11 protein-coding genes are annotated in these 12,449 nt (G+C 38.7%); 9 read left to right on the top strand and 2 right to left on the bottom strand.

Annotated elements, in window-relative coordinates:
• Position 1: 1 nt before the first annotated feature.
• Together ACHZEU_RS05825 and ACHZEU_RS05820 are read left to right on the top strand one after the other, a co-directional pair.
• Positions 2-865, top strand: coding sequence for a biotin-dependent carboxyltransferase family protein (locus ACHZEU_RS05825; RefSeq protein ID WP_404804185.1), 864 nt, complete (start codon positions 2-4; stop codon positions 863-865).
• On the top strand, positions 865-1,599 hold the full coding sequence (locus tag ACHZEU_RS05820; RefSeq protein ID WP_404804184.1) for a 5-oxoprolinase subunit PxpA: 735 nt from the start codon (positions 865-867) through the stop codon (positions 1,597-1,599). Before ACHZEU_RS05825 ends, ACHZEU_RS05820 begins: the two co-directional genes overlap by 1 nt.
• Before the next feature lie 40 nt (positions 1,600-1,639).
• On the opposite strand, the gene ACHZEU_RS05815 is transcribed toward ACHZEU_RS05820, so the two are convergent.
• A complete protein-coding gene (locus ACHZEU_RS05815; protein WP_048390025.1) occupies positions 1,640-1,960 on the bottom strand; it encodes a DUF4183 domain-containing protein in 321 nt (106 codons plus the stop codon).
• 24 nt (positions 1,961-1,984) lie between these two features.
• A complete protein-coding gene (locus tag ACHZEU_RS05810; RefSeq protein ID WP_404804183.1) occupies positions 1,985-2,275 on the bottom strand; it encodes a DUF4183 domain-containing protein in 291 nt (96 codons plus the stop codon).
• A 374-nt stretch (positions 2,276-2,649) separates the two neighbouring features.
• On the opposite strand from ACHZEU_RS05810, the gene ACHZEU_RS05805 reads away from it, so the two are divergent.
• The 7 genes from ACHZEU_RS05805 to ACHZEU_RS05775 all read left to right on the top strand — a co-directional run bounded on the left by ACHZEU_RS05805 (position 2,650) and on the right by ACHZEU_RS05775 (position 12,218).
• Positions 2,650-6,261: a dynamin family protein gene (locus ACHZEU_RS05805; protein WP_404804182.1), complete on the top strand. Its 3,612-nt coding sequence runs from the start codon at positions 2,650-2,652 to the stop codon at positions 6,259-6,261.
• Positions 6,262-6,271: 10 nt separating this feature from the next.
• Positions 6,272-7,081 carry a sulfurtransferase gene (locus tag ACHZEU_RS05800; RefSeq protein ID WP_054550790.1) on the top strand — a complete coding sequence of 270 codons (810 nt, stop codon included), beginning with the start codon at positions 6,272-6,274 and terminating at the stop codon, positions 7,079-7,081.
• 681 nt (positions 7,082-7,762) lie between these two features.
• Positions 7,763-8,062 carry an RNA polymerase sigma factor gene (locus tag ACHZEU_RS05795; protein ID WP_404804181.1) on the top strand — a complete coding sequence of 100 codons (300 nt, stop codon included), beginning with the start codon at positions 7,763-7,765 and terminating at the stop codon, positions 8,060-8,062.
• Positions 8,059-9,177, top strand: coding sequence for a hypothetical protein (locus ACHZEU_RS05790; RefSeq protein ID WP_404804180.1), 1,119 nt, complete (start codon positions 8,059-8,061; stop codon positions 9,175-9,177). The genes ACHZEU_RS05795 and ACHZEU_RS05790 overlap by 4 nt, the downstream gene beginning before the upstream one ends.
• Positions 9,170-9,724: a hypothetical protein gene (locus tag ACHZEU_RS05785; RefSeq protein ID WP_404804179.1), complete on the top strand. Its 555-nt coding sequence runs from the start codon at positions 9,170-9,172 to the stop codon at positions 9,722-9,724. The genes ACHZEU_RS05790 and ACHZEU_RS05785 overlap by 8 nt, the downstream gene beginning before the upstream one ends.
• Positions 9,725-9,778: 54 nt before the next feature.
• Positions 9,779-10,609: an MBL fold metallo-hydrolase gene (locus tag ACHZEU_RS05780; RefSeq protein ID WP_404804178.1), complete on the top strand. Its 831-nt coding sequence runs from the start codon at positions 9,779-9,781 to the stop codon at positions 10,607-10,609.
• 406 nt (positions 10,610-11,015) lie between these two features.
• On the top strand, positions 11,016-12,218 hold the full coding sequence (locus ACHZEU_RS05775) for an NADP-dependent malic enzyme (RefSeq protein ID WP_048390037.1): 1,203 nt from the start codon (positions 11,016-11,018) through the stop codon (positions 12,216-12,218).
• The last annotated feature ends 231 nt before the right edge of the window (positions 12,219-12,449 follow it).

The raw sequence follows: 12,449 nt of genomic DNA, 5'->3' as shown, positions 1-12,449 counted from the left end.
ATTGAAGCCACTTCTGCTCGTAACAAAACTAGGGGTGTATGGTAGCTTACAAGACAAAGGAAGGTTCGGCTATCGGGCATTTGGTATTCCGCTATCTGGACCAATGGANCACCGATCGTTTCAAGCAGCTCAAAGAATCTTACAGCACCACCATGATCAAACGTCTTTTGAAATGTTTGTGGGTGGTTTTGAATTCGAGGCGCTTGCTGATTGTGTTTATGTATTAACAGGGGGGCATAGTACATGCTTGGTTAATCATGTACCAATCGAAATGTGGAAAACATTCCATTTAACGAGGGGAGATAGATTAGCTATCAAGGGTGTCCATCAGGGCTCTATTGTTTACTTAACTCCATTAGGAGGTTTTCGTACAAATGATGAGCTTGGTAGCCAATCCTACCTTCCACTTGGGAATTTGGGAACATGCATTACAAAAGGAAGTATTTTATATGGGCAGGTATCATCATCTTTAAAATATAATAGAGGGCTATATGCACCCTATCGTCCGCGTTTTGACAGTTCGATTACGGTTCGACTGTTTAAAGGGCCGCATTTCCATTTATTTGCTGAGGAGAGTCAGCGACAATTTTTACAAGATCCTTTTCAATTTATCGGCGGTAATCGTATGGGCTACTACATCAAAGGACCTACCTTACAACTTCAGGAGATGAAGGATATTCTATCAGAAGCTACACAGTTCGGAACAATCCAAGTGCCTCAAAGTGGTAATCCCATTATCCTAATGGCTGATGCTCAAACAGTAGGAGGCTATCCTATTATTGCAACAGTTCATGAAGAAGATTTACATAAAGTAGCGCAAATGCGTATGTTTAACACAATTCACTTTGTACTGGAGGAAACATGATGTCAATTGATATCAATTGTGATCTGGGTGAAAGCTATGATGCTTTTTTCGCGGGTAAGGACGAAGAACTATTAGACYATGTAACTTCCATCAACATTGCATGTGGCTATCATGCGGGTCATCATTCAATCATGCATCAAATTGTACGCAGCGCCATTCGTAAAAACGTTCACATTGGTGCACATCCAGGCTATCCCGATCGAGAGGGATTTGGTCGCCGTAACATGGAATGTAGCCCAGCTGAAATTTACGATATGATGGTTTATCAAATTGGTGCCTTACAAGCATTTGTACHGATTGAAAATGGTATGCTTCATCATGTTAAACCACATGGCGCACTCTATAATCAATGCGCGAATGATCGTGAAAAAGCGTTAGCTGTAGTCAATGCAGTGTATGATCTTAATCCGCAGCTTATTTTATATGGCTTATCTGGTAGCCTCATCGTAGAGATTGCTAGAGACCAAGGGCTTCAAGTATATGAGGAGGTTTTTTCGGATCGACGCTATAACGAAGATGGCACATTAGTGAACAGACAGGTGCCAAATGCCTTCATACAATCGGAAGAGGAAATGCTAGTGCATGTAAAAGGAATTTTGACTGCGAATGAAGTGATGTCGGTCCAGTCCAAAAAAATTAAAGTGGCAGTCCAAACCTTATGTATACATGGAGATGGCCCACATGCGCTAGACTATGCGAAAAAAATTGCAGGTCTTAGAAAGCAATTACAATAAAATGTAAGAATGGATGCCCTAAATAAGGCATCCATTTTAYTTAGATTGTWGTCACTAGCTCCACAGCTTCTAGCACAATTGGCGTACCAGCAGAAAGTGTACCTGTGACAGTATTGAACGTTATTTCAGTTGTAGAAACTGTATAGGCACCACCCTCCTGAAGAACACCATTGATATATAAGTTATAGTAACCATTTGCGACTTCTGGGAATGCTGTTGCGGCTGTACCGCTATCATTTAAAAACGTTGTTGCAGCGACTGTCGTGCCATCTGCAATGACAAGGGGTGCAGCTAAGACGTTAAAAAACCTTGTAGAACTACCTGTAACATTGACGTGAATATTAATAATGGAAAGTGCCACCCAATTCACCTCCTTTCATTTCCTTTATTTCGTTGTAAAGCCTAGCGATTCAATAATAATGGGTGTTCCTCTATACAATGTCGCATTATAAGGTACGATTGTCAGGGAGGCTGGGGTTACCGTATAAATACCGCCTTCCTGCATTACTGCATTAATATAAAGGTTAACGTAACCATTAGGTGAAAAAATTGTAAACWCAGTAACGGAATTTGCTTCATCATTCCAAAAGAGATCGGCTGGAAGAGTTGCCCCATTCGATAGATCAAGATCAGCTGTAACGATATAAAAATATCGTTGGATCGTTGGTATAATCATAMCTTCAGGGACTATTTCAGGAGGATCCATGGGTATTCCGTTTSTTGCTTTTATACGGGGCCAGATAAATCGATCCTCACAGTTACATGAACAATACTTTTCAATGATTTGATGAGACTTAGGATTAATCATATGGCATCACACTCCTTTCATAAAAAATAACTTTGCCCCGAATATGCTTACTATAAAATATGAAGTAAATATAAAAAGAACTAGTTGACAATCTATCATTTKGCATAGATTTTTTGTATAAACATGTTTTTGTAAGGATGGAAACGTTGGCATATATGCTTTAAATTAGTGTTATACTTTGCTAGTTGAATAAGGTAGAATACTAATTATGAATAATTAATGAAAAAGGGGTTACTGGTTTCATGAAAGATTTTGAACAACAATTGGAGGGGCTATTAAAGCAAGCCTCTTTGCAATACATAATTTATCAGCATAATGGTGATACAGAGCGCATGGATAAAACATCACTTTTTGCTCGAAAAATTCAGCAAAAAGAGTATGTGATTGGCTTTGCAGGCCATTTCTCTGCAGGGAAGTCAAGTATGATTAATGCGCTGTCTGGTGAAAATCTACTAGCATCTAGTCCAATTCCAACAAGTGCGAACATCGTCAAAGTTCATAAATCAGAGGAAGACTATGCAATTGTTTATATGCACAATGAAAAGCCCGTAAAATTTGAGGCTGGCTATGATTTTAAAACAGTAAAAGAGCTAAGTAAAAATGGGGATTTAGTGTCACAGATTGAGATTGGACACAGTGCCTCTACACTACCACTAGGTGTTACTGTAATGGATACGCCAGKGGTAGACTCCACAGATGATGCACATCGCATGTCAACGGAATCAGCATTACATATTGCCGATATCGTATTTTATACAATGGACTACAACCATGTGCAGTCGGAATTAAATTTCCAATTCACAAAGCAATTAATGAAATATAATCCAAATGTTTATTTAATTGTCAACATGATTGATAAGCATAAAGATAATGAATTGAGCTTCGAAGAATTTAAAGCAACTGTTCATCAATCCTTTGCAGCATGGGGTGTTGTACCGAAATGTGTTTTCTTTACTTCATTAAGAGAGCCTGAGCATCCACATAATGATTTTGAGGCAGTAAAGAAAATTGTGATGGACAGTATGAATGATTGGCAGGAGCAGCTTGTACAAACAGCTACGAATACATTGCGTTTATTGCAAAGCGAGCATGACAATTATTTAATGGAAGAAAGACAGGATCGTTTGGCAATTGATGAAGAAATTTTAAGTGCGGATGACTGGGCACACCATCAAGATATTTTAGAGCAATACAATAAATTAAATCGTCAGGTTGAATTATTCTCAGTAGAAGCTTGGAACGAAACGTTTGAGGAGCAACGTAAGGAGCTACTCGCGAATGCTGCAATTATGCCAGCTGATTTACGCGATCGCTTACGCCTTTATTTAGAAAGCATGCAGGAAGGTTTTAAAGTTGGGGGGCTCTTTACTGCAAAGAAAAAAACAGAGGAAGAGCGAAACCGACGTAAAGAAGATGCGTATCATGCCTATCAAAATGTGATCCATGCACAAATCACGGGGCATTTAAAAGGTCTTATGAAAAAGGCATTGAAGGACGTTGGGGCATTAAATGAGGAACGTGCCGCAGCCATTGATGCCTATGTATTTGACTTACCTTTTTCATTGATTGAGCAGCAAGTTCAAACAGGCGCTATTTTAACAGGTGATGCTGTGTTAAACTTCGCTAACCGTATCGCAGAAGCAACAAAGCGCTACTTCATTCAGGAGACAGATAGCTGGAAAAATGCGCAAGCGACAACTCTTGAAGCTGTAGCAACAGAAACTGCCGCACCATCAAAATTAAAAATGGCGAGTATGCAGGACAAAGTAGATGCCATTAATGCAGTCCTTGAAATTGAAGGCTATCAGCAATATAGTGCAAGCACTATGCATCAAGCGAGCAATGAAATTCGTAAAGTTGCCAATCAACAGCTTACAAATTGGGAACAATCATTTAAGCAAGATTTAGCAGAAATTCGTCTATTTGACGAGTCCATGTTGCAGCCAAAAGAGCAAATCATCCAACAAGAGGAAGCTCAGCAAGCTACTAGTGCAACGACTCTACCAATCGATGGTGTGATTAATCGTGCACTCCATACTGCCAATGCAGTCAAAGAGGTGCAAGGCTTTGCTGAAGTAGCCCAATACCTTGAAAATAAAGTAGAACGACTACAGAAAAAGGATTTTACCATTGCATTGTTTGGCGCADTTAGTGCTGRGAAATCWTCMTTCWCAAACGCTTTAATGGGAGCCAAGGWRTTACSTGTAKCACCARACCCAACAACWRCGGCMATCAATAAAATKCRTCCAGTTACACCTGAACACCCACATGAAACAGCGGATGTACAGCTTAAAACTGCRGAACAAATGCTAGAGGATATTCAAGGCTCCTATGCGGCGATTGGTTTGTCTGTATCGACATTGGAGGAAGCCTATAATCGTGCTGATGAAGGGCTTGCAGTGCAGTTAACGGACGAACGCTTAAATGTTCATAAATCATTTATTCGTGCCTATAAAGAAGGCTATCCAACCTTTAAGTCTGAGTTTGGTTCTATCCTCCGCGTAGACCGTGAAGAGTTTGAAAAATTTGTAGCACAAGAAAATAAATCTTGCTTTGTTGATAATATCGACTTCTATTATGATAGTCCATTAACACGTATGGGCGTGACACTTGTTGACACGCCAGGAGCGGACTCTATTAATGCCCGCCATACAGGCGTAGCATTTGAATATATTCGTAATGCTGATGCCATCCTATTTATTACGTACTATAATCATGCCTTTGCCAAAGCTGACCGAGAGTTTTTAATTCAACTTGGTCGTGTGAAGGATGCATTTGAGCTAGATAAAATGTTCTTTATTGTCAATGCAATTGATTTGGCAACAACGGGTGAGGAACAGGAAGATGTAAAAGGCTATGTACGCTCAGAGTTACAACGCTTTGGCATTCGCTTCCCAAGACTATATGGGGTATCTAGTCTTTTAGCGTTGAAGGAAAAGGTAGAAGGTGCCGATTTAACATCAGGTATGCCACCATTTGAAAAAGACTTCCATACATTCTTAAATGATGAATTGAGTGCATTAGCCGTTCAAGCTCTTGCAGAGGAAGTTGATAAAACAGAGCAACGTTTGGCGGATTTAATTGCCCAAACAGAGGAAAACTTAAAACGTAAAGATGAGCGACTAGAGGAATTAGCAACACTTGAACAACATATTCAATCGAAGTTCAGTGTGCTGAATACGAGCATGTTAGAGAGTGAAACAAAGCAGGAGCTTGATGAGCTACTCTATTATGTTCTTCAGCGTGTTTATTATCGTTACCCTGAGTTCTTTAAGGAAGGCTACAATCCTTCTACCTTTGCTGCAATGCCCGCACAGCAAGCGTTGGAGCATGCATTAAAAGAAGTGATGCAAAGCTTGCGTTTTGATTTTACTCAAGAAATGCGTGTAACAAACTTCCGTTTATCGCAATTCATTAGCAAAAAGATGCAACAACGTTTTAAAGATGAAGTGCGCGAATTGAAAGAGTTAAATCGAAGCTTCTCATTCCTAGCCTTTGAATCCTCTGAGCCAAATTTATTGGATTTTGAAGGACCGTTTGCGGATATTTCCAAATATGCTAGCGTAAAATCTCATTTCCGCAATCAAAAAGCTTTCTTTGAAAAGAATGAAAAAGTGAAGCTAAGTGAGGCACTAGAAGCTGTAACAAAGCCAGATGCACAAGACTATTTAGATGCACAGAAAGTTTCTCTCATGACATGGGCGATTACGTTTATAGCAGAGGAAGCCGAAAAATTACGTTACTATATTTATCATCAAGCGCTTGAACAAATTGACACAGAAAGATTAGCCTTACAAGAAGAGAGTCGTTTAGCTTCTTGGAAAGCGATTTACGCACAATTACAATACGCATGAGGTGATTCTAATGGGAAAAGTATTCAAATCAGTGGATGAAATTCAGTATGATGGCGTCCGTTTTATCGATGCTCGTTTCGATCTTCAGGACAAAGAGGCTGGCAAAAAAGCATTCGAGGAAGGTCATGCTACTGGTGCTATCTATATTGATTTAGAACAGCAGTTATCGGATATGGACAGCAAAGAAGGTCGTCATCCAATGCCAAGCAAAGAAAAATTGGCATCCGTTTTTCAAGAACTAGGATTACGGTATGAAGATCAGATTGTAGTTTATGACCAAGGAGCAGCTCCATTTGCCCCACGTGCCTGGTGGATGCTAACATATGCTGGTTTCCCAAATGTAGTGATTGTCAACGGAGGTGCACCTGCGCTAGAGGCAAAAATTCCTTTTACCAAGGATATTATTAAATATCCTCCAACTATCATTGAGTTTGATTGGAAAGATGAGCTTTATGCACCACGCCAAGCCGTAAAAGCCATTGTAGATGGAGAGGTAAAAGCTACTTTACTCGATGCCCGCGCTGCTGAAAGGTATCGAGGAGAAGTAGAGCCTTTGGATAAAGTAGCAGGTCATATCCCAACTGCGAAAAACTTTGACTGGGAGCAATTGAAGTCAAATGGTCAACTAAAGGCAAACGATGCATTACGTCAAAAAGTTGCAGCTGATGAACCGGTTGTGGTTTACTGTGGAAGCGGCGTAACAGCCTCTCCGCTTTATGCTGTATTAGCAGATGAAGGCTATGAAAACATCCAATTATATGTAGGTAGCTTCAGTGATTGGATTACAGAATATGACGTGGAAAAAGGCACAAACGAATAAAAAGAAACGCTCACTTCGGTGGGCGTTTTTTTATAGTGCGGTGGATAGAGCGTAAAGTAGAGGTTAGAATTTAATGTAGCGGATAACCTGTTCAAAGTGGCGGATAAGAAAGAAAAAAGTGGAGGATAGAACGTTCAAAGTGACGGATAAAATTTGATGTAGCGGATAACCTGTTCAAAGTTGCGGATAAGAAAGAAAAAGTGGAGGATAGAACGTTCAAAGTGACGGATAAAATCTAATGTAGCGGATAACCTGTTCAAAGTTGCGGATAAGAAAGAAAAAGTGGAGGATAGAACGTTHAAAGTGGYGGATAAAATTTAATGTAGCGGATAACCTGTTCAAAGTKRCGGATAARAAWGAAAAAGTGRAGGATASMMCKTTYAAAGTRRSGGATARAATYTWATRTAGCRRATAAMSTGWTSAAAGTTGCRGATAAGAAAGAAAAAGTGGAGGATAGAACGTTCAAAGTGGTGGATAAAATTTAATGTAGCGGATAACCTGTTCAAAGTGACGGATAAAAATGAAAAAGTGAAGGATACCCCTTTTAAAGTAGGGGATAGAATTTTATACTTGATCAAAAGGTAGATGCACTCGATGTCGTACAGGAAGTCGCTTACCGTAGCTATTAAATAMATACATTCTCTTCAAAATTCATCCTATTTAAAAACATGGTTAATAAGGATGGTCATAAACTGTGCAATAAATTTACTAAATAAGCGTGAACCGATCGTCGAGTTTGAGCTGGAGTCAGAACTAGGTGAAGAACCGCATGAAGAACTTCCTGAGAGGTGGGCGTTGGAAGATGTGATGACAAAGCTCACAAAGGAGGAAAAGGATATTATTTTGTTGAGATTCTATCATGATTATACATTGTCTCAGGTGGCTCAGGTATTGCAGCTTAAATTAGGGACGACGAAAACCATTTTGTATCGTGCATTAAAAAAATTAAAGCAGGCACTGGAACAGGAGGGGCAAGGGTGAACGATCTAAAAAAGCAGATGGATCAAATAGACATTCCAGAATCGTTACATCAGCGTAGTCTACAAGGTATTGAACAAGCAACAAAAGARCARCATAARCCTTTGCACGGGGTACCTAWAGTCTTGACTGTKGCKGTAACACTTGCAACGGGKKGATTTGTGGCATTCATGGTGGGGGAACAACACGTAGATAATGATCGGGCTAGTGYGTTAATGTCACAATTAGATCATTTATCTTCGCCAATATACTGGATTTTGGCTATTTTGTGCGTATGCATCATACTGTACATCTCTAGGAAAAAGCTTAAAGTTGGCGCTGATCAGAAAAAGACGATTGGTGTTGCCATAGTTTTGAATTTACTGATCGGTAACAGTACGATTTTTTTACAACATCAATTCATAAAACCGATAGTGGTTCCTGCTGCAATTGAAGTTACAGATAGCTTACAGAATGCTTTAGAGGTACGCTATATTACAAACAAAGATGACCATCGATATGTGAAATATTTACAGGCAGAAGACGTGCAATTACCAATAGTATATGATCAAACAGAGCAAGCAAATCTAGTCAATGGCTTTTATTRTCCATTGGMTACTTCTCAAGATYTACGCTATCAAAATATTCGATTAGCTTTTTTTCAGTTTGATTTAWACACGATGAAAAAAGTGATGTCAAGTAAAACTATTTATCTTGTATTAAATGAMGRGGTTAAATTACCTRCCCCAATTCATTTTACGAGGGAAACCTTCATTGATGAAAATCAGATCATGAATAATAGCTATAGTCAGTCACAAAATGATTCGGAACAAATCATATCATTTACCCTTCAGCAGGATGCAGTTTTTGATGCATTTTATGTTCCAGCTACATTAGAGGATAAAATACTGTTGAAAGAATGGCGATTAAACGATCAGCGCTACACAGCAAGTGATTTCCCTTTTTCAGTGACGAAAGGTCAACGCTTGGAGCTGACTATTCAATTGAAGGAAGCCTCCTTAGATATCAATACGTCCATAGGTTTTAGTGGCCCCGMTGGTTATTTAACTAAAAGAGTATATTCGCAAGCGTATTTTACGTCGAATTTGGTGAAAAARGTGCGTGAAAACAATGAGTGAATCTAAACAACAGGTAAAACTTTTACAATGGTTTGCAGTGGCGCTCTTTTTTCAATTTATCTATTTAAATGTTTTTAAATACGCTAATCTTCTACAAGATATCCTTGTTTATGGGGCCTATTTAAAAAGTCTTTCATTCTATAAAGAAAAAACACCTATCAGCAAATATATGGCTTGCGCTATGATTCTTGCCTTGATGAGTACTTTCTTTTCTTCACATCTTCTCTTCTATTGGAGTACGGTTTTAATTCAAGGAATTAAATTGCTGATTATAATGGAATTTGGAAAAATTTTATTAAGCATTGAACAAAAACACGATATACAGGGTTCCACTACAAGAGTGATGAAAAAATATATAGCGATTACCTTTGCTGTCATTATAAGTTGGACGCTGTTAATGAATGTTACAAATGGTTGGCAGATGGGATTATTGTTCCTAGGCGCATTGCTTTTATTGGCTGTAAATATACGATTATTTCTTCATGTGTTAGCACTTCGTAAACATGTAAAAAACAAATCCTTTGTTGTTACACACTTACAAAAATGACTCACCATTCATTTTATGCTACACTTTTTGTACAAGGGGCAAAGGGGGAGCAGGATGTTTAAACGGGAGAAAAGTATCGAGATTCAGCATCATCGCGGTGTACAATGTGCGCATGGGAAAGTTGCGGTGCAGGGGGTTGGTATGAGTGTGTACAGCTTTTTTGTGGATGGGTTACTGATTGATACAGGTTCCTACTCACTATCGCAGGAATTTCAATCCTTTTTTAAGGATATACCGATAGAGCAATTGGCATTAACGCATTCACATGAGGATCATGCAGGAAATGCAGCGTGGATTCAACATCATAAGAATGTACCTATTTATATTCATCGTGATTCAGTCAATCTTTGTGMTGAAGATGGAGACTATCCACTCTATCGTCAGGCATTGTGGGGGGAACGACCCGCGTTTGTTGCCCAACCATTTGGTCAAACCTTACAAACGAACGCAGCAACATGGGATGTTATTGAAACACCTGGGCATACTACAGATCATCTTTCTTTTTACAATCGGGAAACAGGCGCTATGTTTACAGGTGATTTGTTTATCCAGCCAAAGACAAAGGTTGTGCTTGATGAAGAAAACATTGTCCATACTTTGGCGTCTTTAAGGAAAATAGTAAACTATGATTTCGATGTCGTCTATTGCTGTCATGCAGGCTTTATAGTGGATGGTCGAACGAAAATACAAGAAAAAATTGCTTATTTGGAAGACATGCAAGGAAAAGTGAAGCAATTATTTATGCAAGGTTATTCTGTTGAGGAAATCACCAAAACAATTTTTCCTCGTGATTATCCGATTACAAAAGTTTCGGGAGAGCAATGGTCTTCCAAGCATATCATCACGGCCTTTATTAATCATTTTACCGAAGAGTCCTTTATATAGGGCTCTTTTTTATCTTGTTAAGAATTTCACAAATACTTTGATCTGTATAATAAAAAACTTTGTGAAAAAATGTGAATAAATTGTGACGAAGTCAATCAGGGCAATGGATGCGCTTACAAAAGTTTGTGAAAAAATTCTCATTTACATAAGAAAAATACTATGTGAAAAGTTGAACAGGCTAAATGGCTCTATGTGTACACTTTTTAATGTGTTAACAATCGCATTAATTATCTTAAAATAATTGATTGTGAAATGTTTAATTTGACAGAAAAATGTAATGAAAGTCATTAAACATTGAATTTTTGAAGTTTAAAATAAATTGACAGAAAATTCGTTGACTATATTTTCACAAAGTATTATGATTCTGAAATATAATAAAAAATCAAAGGGAAAAGGATGGGATGGAATGGACGTAATGAAAAAGGCTTTAGAAATGCATGCACACTATAGCGGGAAATTAGAGGTGAGCTCAAAGGTACCTGTACAAGATTCCTATGATCTTAGCTTGGCTTATTCACCGGGGGTAGCAGCGCCATGTGTGGAGATTGAGAAAAATCCTTCGCTTGTGTACGACTATACAATGAAGGGTAATATGGTAGCTGTTGTGTCGGATGGGACAGCGGTTTTAGGGTTAGGAGATATCGGACCGAAAGCGGCATTACCTGTAATGGAAGGGAAGGCGATTTTACTAAAGCGTTTTGCCAATGTTGATGCTTTTCCAATATGCTTAGATACAAAAAATACGGATGAAATCGTCAGCATTGTGAAGGCGCTTGCCCCGACATTTGGTGCGGTAAACTTAGAGGATATTTCAGCACCAAGATGCTTTGAAATTGAAGATCGCCTACGTCAAGAATGTGATATTCCAGTTTTTCATGATGATCAACATGGAACAGCAATTGTTGTAGGAGCAGCGATGATTAATGCCAATCGTATTGTGAAAAAGGATATTGCAACGATGAAGGTTGTGATTAACGGTGCTGGTGCTGCGGGCATTGCGATCTTACGTATACTTGTACAAATGGGCTATAAGAATATTTATATGTGCGATACAAAAGGTATTATTTATGAGGGGCGTACAGAGGGGATGAATCCGATTAAAGAAGCGGTTGCTCATTTGACGAATCCAGAGAAGCAACATGGTACACTAGAGGATGCACTAACAGGTGCAGATGTCTTTATTGGAGTTTCTGTAGCCAATCTATTAACAGAGGCACATATTGCGTCCATGAATGAAAATCCAGTTGTCTTTGCCTTAGCCAATCCAAATCCAGAGATCACGTATGAAAATGCCAAAGCATGGGGGGTACGTGTTATGGGAACTGGCCGTTCAGATTATCCAAATCAAATTAATAATGTTCTTGCATTCCCTGGTATTTTCCGGGGAGCTTTAGATGTGCGTGCTACGGATATTAATGAGTCGATGAAGCTAGCTGCTGTAGAAGCCATTGCCTCCCTTGTGAGTGATAAAGAACTAAAGGAAGAATATATTGTGCCTAAATCTTTGGACGAACGCGTTGTGGCAATCGTCTCACGCGCAGTAAGTGGGGCAGCTGTAGAATCTGGCGTATCTGAGCTATTCCAGCAAAGTACAGCACTATCTGTTTAATAAAATTGAATAGGGAATTAGAACAGATAGGGAAAAGTGTATTGCTTTTTCTCTATCTGTTTTTTATCAAATATGCTCGAAATTTGTTGTTTTTGGTGTTTTATGTAATAAAATGATTAAGTAAAWTGGAATKTTTTAMATAGTTGATTGAAGAGAAGAAATACTTATTGATGACAGATTTAGGTTAAAAAATAAGTCTTAAGTCCATTTAAAATTGAAAGAAGTGATGAG

This window comes from Lysinibacillus sp. S1 (assembly GCF_044986265.1).
Taxonomy (GTDB): domain Bacteria; phylum Bacillota; class Bacilli; order Bacillales_A; family Planococcaceae; genus Lysinibacillus; species Lysinibacillus capsici.
This window is presented reverse-complemented; position numbering and strand designations above follow the sequence as displayed.

Bases quoted from the DNA above. Each gene is read 5' to 3' on its own strand.
- ACHZEU_RS05800 (WP_054550790.1), top strand. From the start codon at position 6,272: ATGGGAAAAGTATTCAAATCAGTGGATGAAATTCAGTATGATGGCGTC.
- ACHZEU_RS05795 (WP_404804181.1), top strand. From the start codon at position 7,763: ATGGTCATAAACTGTGCAATAAATTTACTAAATAAGCGTGAACCGATC.
- ACHZEU_RS05785 (WP_404804179.1), top strand. From the start codon at position 9,170: ATGAGTGAATCTAAACAACAGGTAAAACTTTTACAATGGTTTGCAGTG.
- ACHZEU_RS05775 (WP_048390037.1), top strand. From the start codon at position 11,016: ATGGACGTAATGAAAAAGGCTTTAGAAATGCATGCACACTATAGCGGG.